The organism is Nocardia brasiliensis, assembly GCF_042691675.1.
Lineage (GTDB): Bacteria > Actinomycetota > Actinomycetes > Mycobacteriales > Mycobacteriaceae > Nocardia > Nocardia brasiliensis_D.
Genome location: NZ_CP170507.1, coordinates 851,202 through 867,504, shown reverse-complemented (window position 1 = coordinate 867,504; position 16,303 = coordinate 851,202). Strand labels below are relative to the sequence as shown.

12 protein-coding genes and 1 pseudogene are annotated in these 16,303 nt (G+C 68.2%); 4 read left to right on the top strand and 9 right to left on the bottom strand.

The features are described 5' to 3' along the window. Positions 1 to 191 precede the first annotated feature (191 nt). From cydC to ACFK0J_RS04400, 5 genes are all read right to left on the bottom strand, one after another. Positions 192 to 1,967: a thiol reductant ABC exporter subunit CydC gene (cydC, locus tag ACFK0J_RS04420; protein WP_378736811.1), complete on the bottom strand. Its 1,776-nt coding sequence runs from the start codon at positions 1,965 to 1,967 to the stop codon at positions 192 to 194. After that, on the bottom strand, positions 1,967 to 3,781 hold the full coding sequence (locus ACFK0J_RS04415) for an ABC transporter ATP-binding protein/permease (protein WP_378736809.1): 1,815 nt from the start codon (positions 3,779 to 3,781) through the stop codon (positions 1,967 to 1,969). Before ACFK0J_RS04415 ends, cydC begins: the two co-directional genes overlap by 1 nt. A 3-nt stretch (positions 3,782 to 3,784) precedes the next feature. Further along, positions 3,785 to 4,816 (bottom strand): cytochrome d ubiquinol oxidase subunit II, encoded by a 1,032-nt coding sequence (cydB, locus tag ACFK0J_RS04410; protein ID WP_378736807.1) that lies wholly within the window; start codon positions 4,814 to 4,816, stop codon positions 3,785 to 3,787. 9 nt (positions 4,817 to 4,825) lie between these two features. Beyond that, complete coding sequence (locus ACFK0J_RS04405) at positions 4,826 to 6,322, bottom strand: cytochrome ubiquinol oxidase subunit I (protein WP_378736806.1); 1,497 nt, start codon at positions 6,320 to 6,322, stop codon at positions 4,826 to 4,828. Positions 6,323 to 6,536: 214 nt separating this feature from the next. Next, positions 6,537 to 7,457 (bottom strand): aminodeoxychorismate lyase, encoded by a 921-nt coding sequence (locus tag ACFK0J_RS04400; protein ID WP_378736805.1) that lies wholly within the window; start codon positions 7,455 to 7,457, stop codon positions 6,537 to 6,539. A 183-nt stretch (positions 7,458 to 7,640) separates the two neighbouring features. Here ACFK0J_RS04400 and ACFK0J_RS04395 point away from each other — a divergent pair, with 183 nt between their 5' ends. The 4 genes from ACFK0J_RS04395 to ACFK0J_RS04380 all read left to right on the top strand — a co-directional run bounded on the left by ACFK0J_RS04395 (position 7,641) and on the right by ACFK0J_RS04380 (position 10,781). Continuing rightward, on the top strand, positions 7,641 to 8,753 hold the full coding sequence (locus ACFK0J_RS04395; protein WP_378736804.1) for a YgfZ/GcvT domain-containing protein: 1,113 nt from the start codon (positions 7,641 to 7,643) through the stop codon (positions 8,751 to 8,753). After that, positions 8,753 to 9,448 (top strand): MOSC domain-containing protein, encoded by a 696-nt coding sequence (locus ACFK0J_RS04390; RefSeq protein ID WP_378736802.1) that lies wholly within the window; start codon positions 8,753 to 8,755, stop codon positions 9,446 to 9,448. The genes ACFK0J_RS04395 and ACFK0J_RS04390 overlap by 1 nt, the downstream gene beginning before the upstream one ends. Next, entirely contained in the window at positions 9,445 to 10,398 is a 954-nt protein-coding gene (locus ACFK0J_RS04385) for an asparaginase (RefSeq protein ID WP_378736800.1), read from the top strand. The genes ACFK0J_RS04390 and ACFK0J_RS04385 overlap by 4 nt, the downstream gene beginning before the upstream one ends. 176 nt (positions 10,399 to 10,574) lie before the next feature. Next, positions 10,575 to 10,781: a DUF3073 domain-containing protein gene (locus ACFK0J_RS04380; RefSeq protein WP_107653982.1), complete on the top strand. Its 207-nt coding sequence runs from the start codon at positions 10,575 to 10,577 to the stop codon at positions 10,779 to 10,781. 470 nt (positions 10,782 to 11,251) lie between these two features. On the opposite strand, the gene purM is transcribed toward ACFK0J_RS04380, so the two are convergent. From purM to ACFK0J_RS04360, 4 genes and pseudogenes are all read right to left on the bottom strand, one after another. Then, positions 11,252 to 12,328 (bottom strand): phosphoribosylformylglycinamidine cyclo-ligase, encoded by a 1,077-nt coding sequence (gene purM, locus ACFK0J_RS04375; protein ID WP_378736798.1) that lies wholly within the window; start codon positions 12,326 to 12,328, stop codon positions 11,252 to 11,254. Between the two features lie 129 nt (positions 12,329 to 12,457). Continuing rightward, complete coding sequence (locus ACFK0J_RS04370; protein ID WP_378736796.1) at positions 12,458 to 14,152, bottom strand: ABC transporter ATP-binding protein; 1,695 nt, start codon at positions 14,150 to 14,152, stop codon at positions 12,458 to 12,460. 167 nt (positions 14,153 to 14,319) lie between these two features. After that, a pseudogene (locus ACFK0J_RS04365) lies at positions 14,320 to 15,180 on the bottom strand (ABC transporter permease); the annotation flags it as partial. A 92-nt stretch (positions 15,181 to 15,272) separates the two neighbouring features. Then, a complete protein-coding gene (locus tag ACFK0J_RS04360) occupies positions 15,273 to 16,283 on the bottom strand; it encodes an ABC transporter permease (RefSeq protein WP_246634676.1) in 1,011 nt (336 codons plus the stop codon). Positions 16,284 to 16,303: the final 20 nt, after the last annotated feature.

The following is a 16,303-nucleotide window of genomic DNA, read 5'->3' as shown; positions in this document are numbered from 1 at the left end:
ATAATCGCACGGTCCCGGTCGGACTAGACCGGGGGCTCGGGGGCCGGGTGGCTGCCTGGTATTCGCTCAGCGCTCGCGCGAACGGAAACCGTTGCAGCGGTGGCGCTAGCGGACAGCCACCTCACAAGTCCTATGAACATACATTCGTCGAACCACCTCCTTCCTTGTGTACTGACGAATCTAGCGAGGAGTCAGCGGGTCGGCAACGGAATTTCGCGGTGGGCGGAAGTGGGTACCGCCCGAGCCACGAAATCGGCCGTCACCTGCGCCGATGCGTCGACCCCGACGATTACGTCGGCGCGGTTGTCCGGCGGCAGCTGATGTGTGACGACCACCACAGTTCGCTCGGGTTCGACCAGTCCGCTGTCGGCGTCGAGCAGGTCGCGCAGCAGCTGTGCACCCGCCTCGGCCTCGAGGTGCTCGGTCGGTTCGTCGAGCAGCAGCACCCGAGCCGGTGCCACGAGTGCGCGGGCGAGCAGGATGCGGCGGCGCTGGCCGCCCGAGACGGCGGCCGCGCCGCCGACCAGGTCGGTGTGCACTCCCTGCCCGAGAGTGTCCAGCCAGTCACCGAGACCGACTGTGCGCAACGCCTTTTCGGCTTCCTCCGCAGTGAGGTCGCCGCGGGCGACACGGAGGTTTTCCAGCACGGAGGTGCTGAACAGATGGGCGTCCTCGGCGAAGAACGTGACGCCGGGGCGAGGGGTGTCGAAGAGTCCGGCCCACACCATGAGCAGGGTGGTTTTACCCGCCCCACTCGGGCCGACCACCGCGATCCGGCGGCCCGGGGGTAGCTCTGGAAGTTGTTGCACCAAGGCGCTTTCCAACGCGCCGGTGTCCGTACGCACCACCGCGTGTGCGCCGAGATCGGGTCGTATCGCATCCGCGAGAACACCTTCGTCCGCAGCGCGGTCGCGCGCCGCACCGTCGAACTGTGTCAGCCGATGCAACGCGGCGCGGGCGGTGGTCAGCGACTGAGCCGCCGCGGGCAGTGGGCCGACGGCTTCGAACGCCGACAGCGGGAGCAGAACCAGCACGGCCAGCGCCATGGGTGTCATCGCACCCGGTGCGCCACCGGACGGACCGTACAGGGTGATCCCGATGAGCAAGGCCCCCAGCACGCTCGCGCCGATCGAGAGTGGTGTGGCCGCGGCCGACCAGGCGCTGCGCGCCGCTGCCGCATCCTCGGCCGCGACCGCGCGTTGTGCCGCCTCGGTGGCCGCGCCGAGTGCCGCGTCGAGCCGACCCGCGACGCGTAGTTCCGCCGCGTGGTCGAGCACCGTGAGTGCCTGCGCGGTGAACTCGGCGCGGTCCGCGCGCACCGCCCGTTCGGCCTCGCGGGCGGCCTTGGCGGACAACCAGGGGGCCACCACACCGGACAGCGCCAGTGCCCCGGCCAGGATCGCGGCCGCGGCCACCGAAATCGTGCCGAGCAGGCCGATCGCGACCGCGGACAATATGACGGCGACCGCGACGGGGACGAACACCCGCACCACGACGGCACCGAGATCGTCGATGTCGCTACCGATTCGAACGAGTAGGTCGCCGCGCCGCAACGGCGCGGGGACACCGCCGCCCGCCGCGGCGGATGCGAGCGACCGCCGGGCACCGGTGGGGCGACGCAGCCAGAAGTCCGAGCGGGCCAGCGTCCGATAGACGGTGGTGCGCGCCGTCGCCATCGCCCGCAGCGCGACATCGTGGGTGGCGAGCCGCTCCAGATACCGGCACAGGCCGCGCGAGATCCCCAGCGCCCGCACCGTCACCACCGCGATACTCAGATCCAGCACCGGCGGCATCTGCCAGGCACGGGCGATCAGCCACGCGGCCAGCGCCGCCAGCCCCAGCCCGCTGCCGAGTGCCAGCACGCCCCACGCCACGGCCACGACGACCCGCCACGTGGACAGCGCGAGCAGTGCCCACATCCGGCGCAGGTCGCCGAGCAGCGTCGGGTTGCCCGCTGTCGTGGCCATCAGATCCCCACTTCGGTCAGATCGTCTGCTGTGGCGTGCACGGGAACAATGTGATCGGCTGCGGCGAGAACCGTTGGGCGGTGGCCGATCACGATCACTGTCGCACCGTCGCGGGCCCGCTGCTTCAGGGCGGTGAGTACGGCGGCCTCGCTCTCGGGGTCGAGATGAGCGGTCGGCTCGTCGAGCAGCAGAACCGGACGGTCCGCGGCGAGCACTCTGGTCAGCGCGAGTCGTTGGCGCTGACCGAGCGAGAGGCCGACGCCGCCCGGACCGACCACGGTGTCCCAGCCATCGGGCAGCTCGGCCAGCACGGTGTCGAATCCGGTGGCCACACAGGCGGCTTCGAGATCATCGACGACGCGGGCCGGTCCGTGCGCGGCCGGGTACTCGGCCTTCGCGCCGAACAGTTCGAGGTTTTCGCGCAGCGTGCCCGGCACCAGAACGGGGCGCTGCGGCAGCCATGCCACGCGGCCCCACCATTCGTCCTGATCCAGTTCGCGCACATCGATGCCGTCGACGGTCACCGAGCCCCGATCCGGCTCGAGCAAACCCAGAATGGCTTGCACCGCCGTCGATTTCCCGCTGCCGTTCGGCCCGGAAAGCACCGTGACAGCACCGTGCCGCAACTGTGCCGTCAATGCGTCGGGCGCAAAGCCGTTGCGCGCTCGGACGGACAGGTCGCGTAGTTCGACGACTCCGGCGAAGCGCGGTGCCGCCGTGCCACCGGACACCGTTGTGCCCGGCGCGGACTCCAGGACGGCAAAGGCCTTGTCGGCGGCCGCCATTCCGTCCTGTGCGGCGTGGAATCGCTCCCCCACCATCCGCAGCGGCAGATACACCTCGGGGGCGAGCACCAGGGCAACCAGGCCCGCGTACAGGCTCATCTCGCCGAACACCAGCCGCAGTCCGATGGACACCGCGATCAGCGCCACGCTCAACGTCGCGAGCATTTCCAGCACCATCGAGGACAGGAACGCGATCCGCAGCGCCCGCATGGTCCGCCGCCGCAGCGCGTCGCCGAGCTCGCGCACGCGTGGCGCCATCGTGCCCGGCCGCGCGTCCGCCGAATTCGCCACGTCCGCCGCGGAACTTGCCCTGACAGCACCGCTTTCGGACCCCGAGTCCATACCTACGGGCCCAGATTCGGCCACACCCGACTCGCGACCGAGGGCTCGCAGTGTCGGCATCCCCGCGAACAGGTCGAGCAACTGATCCGAAAGCCGGGTGGTGGCAGCGAGCGTGGCCTCGGCACGCCCCTGGGTCAGCAGACCGATCAGGATCATGAAGATCGGGATCAGCGGCAACGTGATCACCACGATGAGCCCGGAGATCGGATCGTGCAGCGCGATGACCGCGAGCACGATCGGCGGCACCAGCACGGCGAGCAGCAGGGCCGGGACATATCCGATGAGGTAGCCGCGTAGTCCGGACAGGCCGGTGCCGACCACGACCGCGAGTTCGGTTCTGCGGGTTTCCAGTTCGCGTGGCGGCAGTCGGGCGCCCGCGGTCAGCACGGCGGTTTCGAGCTCCGCCACCACGCCCGCGCCCGCCCGGTGCGCGAGCCGGGATTGCAGCCAGGTGGCGAGCACCCGGCAGCCGATGGCGAACGCGAGCACCAGCAGCTCCGTCGTCCACGTACCGAGCGTGCGCCGACCGGGATCGGTGACGACCCCGGCCAGCACGCGGGCCAGCATGACCGCCGCGACCACGATCGAGCCGGTGATCACCAGCGACAGTGCGACACTCAGCGCCAGGTAGCGGCGGGCCGAGCGGGCGTACCGCCACAGGCGCGGGTCGACGGGCGGGCGGGCCATGGCTCAGTCCCGCACGGGGCCGAGTGGCAGCCCCACCGGGGCCGGAATCTGCTCGACCGTGATCCGCTTGCGGAACACCCAGTACGTCCAGCCCTGGTAGACCAGCACGACCGGCGTGACGAGTACCGCTGCCCAGCTCATCACCTTCAGCGTGTACGGCGTGGACGACGCGTTGTGAATAGTCAGGTCGAACGCGGCATCGATGGTCGACGGCAGCACGTTCGGGAACAGCGACCCGAACAGCAACGCGGTCGCCGCGGCCACGGTGAGGGTGGTGCCGGTGAAGGCCCAGCCGTCGCGATCGGCGAACACCGCGACTGCTGCGGCGACAAGACCGAACACCGCGAGCGCCAACGGAATCCACGTCCACCCATTGCCGTAGGCAAGCTGGGTCCAGCAGCCGAACACACCGACCACGACGGCGGTCGGCCCCAGCAGCAGCTTGGCGGTGCGCTGCGCATCGTCACGCACCTCACCGCCGGTCTTGAGCCCCAGGAAGATCGCCCCGTGCAGGGCGAACAACAGTCCGGTGGTCAACCCGCCGAGCAAGGCGTACGGGCCGAGCAGATCCCATACCGACCCGGCGAACTGCTTCTTCTCGTTCAGTGGCACCCCGCGCACGATATTGGCGAAGACCCAGCCCCAAGCGAGTGCCGGTATCCAGGAACCGATGCCGATGCCGAGGTCGCACCGGGCCCGCCAGCGCGGGTCGTTGATCTTGCCGCGATATTCGATGGCGCAGATGCGCAGGATCAGCGCGACGAGCAGCAACAGCAGCGCCAGGTAGAAGCCGGAGAACATGCTGGCGTACCACTCGGGGAAGGCCGCGAACATGGCGCCACCCGCGGTGATCACCCACACCTCGTTGCCGTCCCACACCGGGCCGATCGTATTGAGCACCACCCGCCTTCGGGTGTCGGAGCCCTTGCCGAGGATCGGCATCAGCATGCCGACCCCGAAGTCGAAGCCCTCCAGCACGAAGTAACCGGTGAACAGCACCCCGATCAGCACGAACCAGAACTCTTGCAAACTCATCGTCGGCTCCTAGTAGGCGAACGAAAGTTGTTCGACGGCAGGCTCTTCGGAGCGATGCCGATCCGGACCGCCGGTATCGTCCGGCTCGACGTCGACGGCGGCGGGCTTGGCCGGATCCGGTCCGTGGATCACGTAGCGCCGCATCAGGTAGAACCACACGACCGCGAGCGCGCCGTACACCAGCGTGAAGACGATCAGCGAAAAGAGCACCACGCCTGCCGAATGGTTCGAGACGCCCTCCTGCACGGTCAGTCGCAGCGCGAGATCTCCCGTCGGGTTCGGCGCGACAATCCATGGCTGCCTGCCCATTTCGGTGAACACCCAGCCCGCGCTGTTGGCCAGGAACGGCGTCGGAATGGCCAGCAGACTCAGCCAGGAGAACCAGCGCTGGTCGGGCACCCGGCCGCGCCGGGTGAACCACAGCCCGGCGAGCGCCAGCAGCATCGAACCGGCCGACAGGCCGATCATCGCCCGGAACGACCAGTAGGTGACAAAGAGATTCGGCCGGTAATCACCGACGCCGTACCGCTCGTTGTACGTCTTCTGCAGATCGACGACGCCATCCAGGGTGACTCCGCTGAATTGGCCCTTGGCCAGCCACGGCAACACGCCGGGTACGTCGATGACGTGGGTGACGCTGTCGCAGTTGTTGTGCGTGCCCACGGTGAGTACGGAGAACTCCGGGTCGGTCGCGGTGTGGCACAACGATTCCGCCGAGGCCATCTTCATCGGCTGCTGCTCGAACATCAGCTTGCCCTGGACGTCGCCGGTGTACACCAGCGCGGCCATCGACACCACACTGAGCACCATGCCCACCCGGGCCGCGGGACGCCACATGCTGCGCGCCTCGGCGAGCTTGTCCGGGTCGCCGCTGCGCGCGTTGCGCACCATCCACCAGCCCGCGATGCCGGCCACGAAAGTACCTGCGGTCAAAAAGGATCCGGCGACGACGTGCGGAAAGGCGGCCAGCAGCGTGTTGTTGGTGAGCAGCGCGACGATGCTCTCGAGCTCGGCGCGTCCGGTCTCCGGGTTGAATCGCGCCCCGACCGGATGCTGCATGAACGAGTTCGCGGCGACGATGAAGTACGCCGAGGCGTTGACGCCGATGGCCACCATCCAGATCGCCGCGAGGTGCGCCAGTTTCGGCAGCCGGGACCAGCCGAAGATCCACAGCCCGAGGAAGGTCGATTCCATGAAGAAGGCCACCAGGCCTTCCAGCGCGAGCGGCGCGCCGAATACGTCACCGACGAAGCGGGAGTACTCGCTCCAGTTCATTCCGAACTGGAACTCCTGCACGATGCCAGTGGCGACGCCGAGCGCGAAGTTGATCAGGAACAGCTTGCCGAAGAACTTGGTCAGCCGGAGCCAATGCTCCTTCCCGGTGATCACCCACGCCGTCTGCATGGCGGCGACCAACGGCGCGAGACCGATGGTCAGCGGCACCAGCAGGAAGTGGTAGACCGTCGTGATGCCGAACTGCCACCGCGAGATGTCGAGCGCGTTCAACCCGGCCTCCTAGTCGTCTACGACGTGACGTAGTAATACTACGTCGGAGGCCGGTTCCAACAATGAGTCCTACGCCACGACACACCGGGCCGTCAGGCCCTCAGCAGCGGTTTCCCGAGCTCACAACCGCCATGCGGCCGGGCGAGTAGGACGCAGATCACGAGGCGGGTCGCCACCGCGCGGGCCCTGGCAGATCAGGTCGCCACCGGACCCGTCACCACTCGTGTACGGCGCCCGCCCGCTCGATGCCGCGATCGACCAGATCGATGATCTCCTGCGCGTTGTCCGGCGCCGACATCCGCAGCCCATCCAGCGAATTCACCCGCGCCGCCAGCGAAACGCTGGACAGCATCCACACGCTGTCGCAGGTGAGCAGGTCGGCGGTGAACAGCGACTTGTAGATACACTCCCACCCGGCCTTCTCCGCCTCGATGAACAAGGCGCGCTGGGTGACTCCCGGCAGTACACCGTTCTTCGCGGGCGGCGTGATCAGCTGCTTGTCCCGCGCGATCACCACCGACGAGCGCGGCCCCTCCAGCACCCGGTTCTCGGTGCTGGTGAAGATCACGTCGTCGGCGCCCATCCGCGCCGCGAACCGCAGCGCCGCCATGTTGGACGCGTAGGACAACGTCTTGGCGCCGAGCAACTGCCACGGCGCCGCCTGCGCCAGGTCGATCGAGATGCCGCGCGAGAGGGTCACCACCGCAACGCCTTCGGTCCGCGCCTTCTGCACCCGAGCCGGCACCGGCAGCACCAGCACGTAGGCGGTCGGCACCGGCACGGCGGCCGCGAGATCACCGGTCGTCACCTTCTCGGCCACCCCCGATAGCTCGGAGTCGCGCCCCCGGGTGAGCACCAGCCGCATCAACCCTTCGCGGTCGCTGCCCCACTCCTTCGCGGCCCGCTCGACCGCCTCCCGCCACCGCCCCAGTTCGGGCTCGGGTAGATCCAACGCCTGCGCCGAACGACGCAGCCTGCCTAGATGAAATTCGATCGCGCACGCGTTCCCCGCGCGCACCAGCACCGTTTCGAAAATACCGTCGCCGCGCAATACACCGATATCGTCGGCATACAACAACGGCGCGTCCGGATCCCGGACCGCGCCGTCGAGTGAGACAAGAACCCGATCTACCATGCGTCGAGAGTAGGCGGTGTTGCTTCGCCGCGCCTACGTCACGGCAGACTTCGCGGCATCTTTTACCGCCCGCTGCTAGAGGTTCACTCGGGAGTCGGTCCGACGTCTCGCACCGGACATCGCGAAGGGCTCCCCGGAGCCCCGGTTCGGACACCCGACTCCGGCCCCGCCTACAGTGGAAACGTGTCCGTGGTCGTTGCGCCCAGCCCTGTCCTCGCTGTTTCGGGAGCCGTCGCGGGAGCGCCGGAGTCACCCGACGCCGCCGTCGCGTGGCACTACGGTGATCCACTCGGTGAACAGCGCGCCGCGGTGGAACGCGCGGCGGTGGTCGATCGCTCGCACCGTTTCGTCCTGAACATCACCGGCGCCGAACGGCTGACCTGGTTGCATACCATCACCAGCCAGCACATCGCCGAGCTCGGCGACGGGCAGTCGGCGGAGAACCTCGACCTCGATCTCAACGGCCGGGTGCTGAACCACTTCGTGCTCACCGAACTGGCTGCCACCGTCTGGATCGACACCGAGGGCGACCGCGGCCCGGCGCTGCTGGACTTCCTGCGGAAGATGGTCTTCTGGGCCGACGCGCAGCCGACCGAGGCCGAGTACGCGGTGCTGAGCCTGCTCGGACCGAAGGTCGCCGAAGTGCTTGCGACGCTCGGCGTCGCGGGCCTGCCCGGCACCTACCAGGCGGTGGCACTGCCCGGCGGCGGCTTCGTGCGCCGGATGCCGTGGCCGACCGCGGACTCGTTCGATCTATTGATCCCGCGCGCACAGCTCACCGAATGGTGGACCCGGCTGACCGAGGCCGGCGCCGAACCCGCGGGCATGTGGGCCTTCGAGGCACTGCGGGTCGCCGCGGTGCGGCCGCGGATCGGACTGGACACCGACGAACGGACCATCCCGCACGAGGCACGATGGATCGGTGGGGTGACCGAGTACGGCGCGGTTCATTTGGACAAAGGTTGCTATCGCGGCCAGGAAACCGTGGCGCGGGTGCACAATCTCGGCAAGCCGCCGCGCCATCTGGTGCTGTTGCATCTGGACGGTTCGGCCGACGAGCGCCCCGCGATCGGCGACGACATCACCGCGGGCGGCCGCACGGTCGGCCGCCTCGGCACCGTCATCGACCACTACGAACTCGGGCCGATCGCGCTCGCCCTGATCAAACGCACCGTCCCGGCGGACACCGCGCTGACCGCCGGACCCACCGCCGCCGCCATCGACCCCGATTCGGTGCCGGTCAACGACGCACCGCAGGCCGGTCGGCTCGCGGTCGATCGGCTTCGCGGGCGCTGATGCGACGCGGTGATAGCGGCCAGGTGCTGGCCGTGTGTGTGGTGCATGCCGAGCTCGAAGTGCCGACCAGGGTCGGCCGGACCGCGATCGACAAGCGGCCGCAGCCGGGCCGGGTGCCGGTGCGCACCCTCGGCCTGGACGGAGACCACGTGTGCGACGTCAAGCATCATGGCGGCGTGCACCAGGCGGTCTACGCCTACGCCGAGGAGGATGCCCGGCGCTGGGGCAGCGAACTCGATCGAGAGCTGCCCGCGGGTTGGTTCGGCGAGAACCTGCGCATCGCCGGGCTTCCGGTCAGCGACGCGGTGTTCGGCGCCCGCTGGGCCATCGGCGACACCCTGCTCGAGGTGAGCGCGCCCCGGGTGCCGTGCGCCACCTTTCAGCACTGGAGCGGAGAAGCCCAGTGGGTCAAGCGCTTCGCGCGGCAAAGCGACACCGGCGCGTACCTGCGGGTGCTGACCGAGGGCACGATCGGCGCCGGCGACGAGGTGTCGGTGGTGCACGTCCCCGACCACGGCATCACCGTCCGCGACCTGTTCACCGGTCACGACCCGGAGCTGCTGGAGACCCTGCTCACGGCGGAGCCGACCATCTCCGACGACGTGCGGATGCAGATCGAACGCCATGCCCGCAGGCACGCGAAGAATCCGGCCACTCGACGTGGCGCCGAACTCGACATGGGAGCGCAACTGTGAGTGTGGAACTGGTCGAAGTAGTCCGCTCCGGCTTCCGCGAGTGCGTGCACCGCGGCTCGGCGGTCATCCTCGATCCCCAGGGCGAGCCGATGCTCGAACTCGGCGAGGTGCACCTGCCGATCTTCCCGCGCTCCACCAACAAGCCCATGCAGGCGATCACCCTGCTGCGGCACGGATTCGAGCCGCTCGACGACGCCGAGTTGGCCATCGCGACCGCATCGCACTACGGCGAGCCGGATCACGTCGCACTGGTGCGCCGGCTGCTCGACCGCTTCGGTTTCGATGAGAAGTCGCTGGAATGCCCGCCGGATCTACCGGTCGACGACAAGGCGCGCGCGGCCGTGCTCTCGGGTTCGCAGGAACCGCGCCGGATCTACATGAACTGTTCGGGCAAGCACGCCGCGATGCTGGCGACCTGTGCGATCAACGGCTGGCCGACCGAAGGCTATCTGGACGAGGCACATCCGTTGCAGCAGGCGATCATCGCCACGGTCGCCGATCTCACCGGCGAACCGGAGACCGATCTCGGCATCGATGGTTGTGGCCTGCCGATCATTCCGGTCTCGCTGGTCAACCTCGCCCGGGTGTTCGCGACCATGGCGACGGCCGCGCCCGACGCGCCGGAGCGCCGGGTCGCCGACGCCATCCGCGCCCATCCGCGAGTGATTTCCGGCACCAACGCACCCGATCTACTGGCCATGCAGGCCACCCCGGGACTGGTCTGCAAGATCGGCGCGGACGGTGTGCACGCCGGTGCGCTGCCCGACGGAACGGCGTTCGCATACAAGATCGACGACGGGCACGACCGTGCCCGAATGCCCCTGACGCTGGCCATTTTGCACCGGATCGGAGTGGACTGGACCGACGCGCACGCGGAGCTCGCGGCCCCCGCGGTGCTCGGTGGCGGCGCCCGGGTCGGCGTGATTCGCGCGATCCCCGGGGTGCTCTAGCCGGACCGGCCGAGGGCGACAACCGGGCAAACGGAACCTCTTCAGGAGTTCTTCACCCACTCCTGGAAGCGAGACCGCCGGACACACGCTAAAGTGTCTGTCAGGAAGAGTATTAATTCGAACGGGGCCGCCAACCAAACCCCAGGCCGCCCCGCAGTGACGCGAGGGGGTCAGCCATGGGCCGTGGCCGGGCTAAGGCAAAGCAGACCAAGGTCGCACGCGAGCTGAAATACAGCAGCCCGCCGAGCGACTTCGCGAGCCTTCAGCGCGAGCTTTCGGGAAGCCCCAACTCTCAACGGAGTGGTGTGCTGTCCGATGAGCACGACGCGGACAAGTCCTCATCCAAGTGGGAAGAGGACGACTACGACGACTGGCGCCGCTGACTCGGAGCAACGTCTGAAGGGGGAGGTGGACGTGCCTCCCCCTTCAGGCGTTGCCGCGCGTTGACGGATACCGCCGAAAAGGCTTACAACGCACCAGCGTCCCGCATCGTTGAGATGCGGGACGCTTGTGCTGTTGGCCGCACGGCGCTGGGTGTTTGGCCGCGCGGGGGCGCTGGTTCGCGGCGGTGAGTTATCGGCCGCGCGGGCGCGCTGCGTGTTCGCCCGGTGTTTTTGGCCGCGTGGCCGCGGCGTGTTCGCGGCCCGTAAATGTCAGCATCGCGTAGCGATTCGGTGAGGGGCGGTGGTCGGGCGACGGGTGGGCCTCGCTTCCGAGTGGCCGAGACTCGCGCCTGCGGCGCATGCGCTTCGGCCACTCGGCTGAGTTCCATGAGCCGCGCCTTCGCGCGGACGTGAGACGGGCCGCGAACGGCGCTCGTAAGACTCGCGCTGTCGTGGGTGGGTGGGGTGGGTCAGAACCGCGGGTGTTCGCCTACCAGGACGGCGCGTAGGGCGTCGGCGTCCTTTGCCTTCTTGACGGTGCCGAGGGTCCAGCATTCGATGTGGCGCGCTGTCAGGACGGCCAGGGCTCGGTCGACGTCTTCGGGGGCGACGATGGCTACCATGCCGACGCCCATGTTGAACGTTTTCTCCATTTCGACGCGTTCGACCCGGCCGCGCTGGGCGATCATCTTGAAGACCGGCGCCGGGTTCCAGGTGCCGCGATCCAGTTCGGCCACCATGCCTGCGGGCAGCACTCGGCCGAGGTTGGCGGCGAGTCCGCCGCCGGTGACGTGGGCGAAGGTGCGCACGTCGGTTTCGGCGATCAGGGCGAGGCAGTCCTTGGCGTAGATCCGGGTCGGCTCCAGCAGTTCCTCGCCGAGGGTGCGGCCGAACTCCTCGACATGCCCGGTGAGGGACATCCGGTCGATGTCGAGCAGCACCTTGCGGGCCAGACTGTAACCGTTGGAGTGCAGGCCGGACGAGCCCATCGCGATCACCACGTCACCGGGACGCACCCGGTCGGGGCCGAGGACCGCGTCGGCCTCCACCACGCCGACACCGGTGGCGGACAGGTCGTAGTCGTCCGGGTCCATCAGGCCGGGATGCTCGGCGGTCTCGCCGCCGAGCAACGCGCAACCGGCCCGGACACAGCCCTCGGCGATGCCGGAGACGAGTTCGGCGACCTTCTCCGGCACGACCTTGCCGATGGCGATGTAGTCCTGCAGGAACAGCGGCTCGGCGCCGCACACGACGAGATCGTCGACGACCATCGCGACCAGGTCGAGGCCGACGGTGTCGTGCTTGTCCATCGCCTGCGCTACCGCGATCTTGGTGCCGACCCCGTCGGTGGAAGCGGCCAGCAGCGGTTCGCGATAGCCACCCTTGAGCGCGAACAGTCCGGCGAACCCGCCGAGGCCACCTTGGACCTCGGGTCGGCTCGCCTTCTTCGCCAATGGCCCGAACAACTCGACTGCGCGGTCACCTGCCTCGATATCCACGCCTGCCGCGGCGTAGGAGGCACCACCACTGGGGGTCTGTTCAGTCATTTTCGGGGAAAGCTCCAAACCGAATCGGCGGATAGATGCCTGCTCACGCTACCGGAACGCGATAACAACCCCGCACCGGTATTGGCTCGCACTCTTGACAATCGAGCGGCCCGAACCATAGTGCGACAATCAGCCCGCCGCGTCGGTGGCGAACAAAGCCGCGGTCTCCGCGCGGCGTCTGCGCTGCTCCACCGGATCGGGCACCGGTACCGCGGCCACCAGACGCTGTGTGTACTCCTGCTGCGGAGCGCGCAGGATGCGATCCCGATCACCCTGCTCGACGACCCCACCATTGCGCAGCACCACGATTCGGTCGGCCAGCTGATCGACCACCGCGAGGTCGTGACTGATGAACAGGCAGGCCCAACCACATTCGCGCTGTAGCTGCCCGAACAGTTCCAGCACCGCGGCCTGCACGGAGACGTCCAGCGCGCTGGTCGGCTCGTCGGCGACCAGCAGATCCGGGTCCAGGACCAAGGCCCTGGCCAGACTCGCGCGCTGGCGCTGACCACCGGACAACTCGTGCGGATACCGCCGCTCGGTGCCCTCCGGCAGTTGCACATCGTCGAGCAGTTTGCGCACCCGCGCTTTGATCTCCGCGGAGCTGCCCATCTTGTGCACGATCAGCGGCTCCGCGACACACTCACCGACGGTGAGCCGCGGATTCAGCGAGCTGGCCGGGTCCTGGAACACGAACCCGAAGCGCCGCCGGATCGGCCGCAGCTTGCGCCCGGACAATCCAGCGATGTCCTGTCCGCGCACCTTCACCACGCCCGAGGTCGGCCGTTGCAGCGCGGCGACACAGCGGCCGATGGTCGACTTGCCCGAACCGGATTCGCCGACCAGGCCGAGGGTTTCACCGGGCCCGATCCGGATGTTCACGTCGTCGACCGCGCGGAACGGCGGCCTGCCGAAGGAGCCCGGGAACTCGACCACCAGATCGCACACCTCGAGCACCGGCTCGGCGGACGGCGCGACCTCTTCGGCCGGGCCGTGCGCCAGCTGCTCGGTGCCGAGGTGCGGAACGGCCGCGAGCAGTGCCCGGGTGTAGTCCGCCTTGGGGCTGGCGAACAACTCGTCCACCGGCGCCTGCTCGACCACCCTGCCGTTGCGCATCACCACCACGCGGTCGGCCAGGTCGGCCACCACGCCCATGTTGTGTGTGATCAGCACGATGGCGCTGCCGATCCGGTCGCGTAGGTCACGCAACAGCTCGAGGATCTCCGCCTGCACCGTCACGTCGAGCGCCGTGGTCGGCTCGTCGGCGATGATCACCTTCGGCTCGCAGGCGATCGCGATGGCGATCACCACGCGTTGCTTCTGGCCGCCGGAGAGCTGGTGCGGGTAATAGTTCACCCGATGCTCGGGGTCGGGCAGGCCGACCATGCGCAGCAGTTCGATCGCGCGCGCTTTGGCGTCCTTCTTGCTCATCTCCGAATGCGCGCGTAGCGCCTCGCCGATCTGGAAGCCGACGGTGAACAGCGGGTCGAGCGCGAGCCCGGGCTCCTGGAACACCATCGAGATGGCACCGCCGCGCACCGCGGTCAACTGCCGCTCGTTCATCGAGGTGATGGTCTCGGTGCCGAGGGTGACCAGACCGCGCACCCGCGCGGTCTGCGGCAGCAATCCCATCGCGGTGCGCGAGCTCACCGACTTGCCGGAACCGGACTCGCCGACAATGGCGAGCACCTCGCCCGGGAACACCTCGTAGGAGACGTCGGAGACCGCGTAGACGGGCCCGGCGTCGGTGGCGAAGGTGACCGACAGCGATTCGATGGACAGCGCCGGTTCGCTCCGGTCGGCCACCGCGGATGAGTTGATCATGTGGTCTCCTTCCCGGCAGTGCCGTCCTTCACCAGATCGACATCGTTTCCGGCGGGCTTCGTGCCCGCGGACTCGACATCGGCGGTGTCGGTGGCACTCTCGAGTTCGGTCGGGGCGACTTCGATGCCGGCGACGGTGATCGCGTCGCCGGGCGCCGCCGCGACCGAGCGGCGGGTACGCAGAATCGGGTTGAGCACCTCGTTCAGGCTCTCGCCGACCAGGGTCATGCCGAGCACCACGAGCACGATGGCGAAACCGGGGAAGATGCCGGTCCACCAGATGCCGTTGGAGACATCGGACAGGGCCTTGTTCAGGTCGTAGCCCCACTCGGCGGCCTGGGTCGGCTCGATACCGAACCCGAGGAAGCCGAGCCCGGCCAGGGTGAGGATGGCTTCGGACCCGTTCAGAGTGACGATCACCGGCAGCGACTGGGTGACGTTGGCGAAGATGTGCCGGAACAGGATTCGCGTGGTGGACGCGCCGGTGACCCGGGCGGCGTCCACGTACGGTTCGTTCTTCACCGCGATGGTGGCGTTGCGCACCACCCGGAAGTATTGCGGCACAAAGACGGCCGTGATCGCCACCGCCGCCGACAGCACGCCGCCGAAACTGGTCGACCGGCCACCCGAAACCACGATGGACACGACGATCGCGAGCAGCAACGTCGGGAACGCGTACATCGCGTCCATGAACAGCACCAGCACGCGGTCCAACCAGCGGCCGATGTAGCCGGACACCAAGCCGAGCGGCACGCCGATGAACAGGGAGAGCACCAGCGAGATCGCGATCACGAACAGCGCGGTGCGGGCACCGAAGATCACCCGGGAGAACACATCCTCGCCGCGCACCGAGGTGCCGAACCAATGGTCCGCCGACGGCGCCTGCTGCCGCGCGAAATCGACGCCGTCGGCGGCGCTTTGCGCGAAATCGTAGGGCGCGATCAGCGGCGCGAAGATCGCCGCGAGCACGAAGATCGCGACCAGGGACAGGCCGAAGATCAGCGTCACCCGCTGCAACCCGGCGGTCATCGAGAACAAGCGCAGACCGGGCACGCCCCGGCGGACCGCGGGCGGTACCGGCGGCACGATCACCGGCTCATTGAGCAATTCCGGTGCGGTCATCAGAACCTCACCCTCGGATCAATCAGTGCCACCAGGGCATCCACCAAAAAGCTCATCACAGCGACGACCAGCGCGATGAACGCGACGATGCCCTGCACGGCGATGAAGTCACGCGCCGACAGATACGTCGCGAGCTGATAGCCGAGACCCTTCCATTCGAAGGTGGTTTCGGTCAGCACCGCGCCGCCGAGCATCATGGCTATCTGCATGCCCATCACGGTGACGATCGGAATCATCGCGTTGCGGAAGGCATGTCGTCCGGTGACGACCCGCTGGGAGAGGCCACGCGCCCGCGCGGCATCCACGTAGTCGGCACGCAGCGTCTGGATCAGGTTGATCCGCACCAGCCGCAAGAAGATCCCGGCAGTGAGCAAACCCAACGCGATCGCCGGTAGCACAGCGTGTTCCAGCACATCGAGCAGATATCCCGCGTCGCCGTAGAGGATGCCGTCGATCAACATGATGTTGGTCTTCGGCGAAACATGTTGCAGCTGCAGCTCGACATTGGTGCTGGCCCGGCCCGCCACCGGCAGCCAGCCCAGCTTCACCGCGAAGACCAGCTTGAGCAGCAGGCCGACGAAGAACACCGGCGCCGCGTACGCCAGGATGGCGAACAACCGCAGACCGGTATCGGTCGGTGAATCACGCCGGGTCGCAGCGTATCTGCCCAGCGGTACGCCGACGGCGAAGGCCACGATCAGCGCCCAGAACATCAGCTCGAGCGACGCCGCGCCATAGGTCATCACCACTTCGCTGATCTGCCGATTGTCCTGCGATTTACCGAAATCCCCGCTCAGTAGACCGGTGATGTACTCCCAGTACTGAGACAGGATCGGCCGGTTCAGCCCCGCGGCCTCCTTGCGAATCTCGATCTGCTCCTGGGTCATTCGCCCACCCATGGCAGCGCTGATCGGATCACCGGCCACGCGCATCAGGAAGAACACGACGGTGACCAGAATCCACGCGGTCACCGGAATCAGCAGCAGCCGCACACCCAAGTAGCGCAGCAGCGCGAGCTGGCGAGAATCGC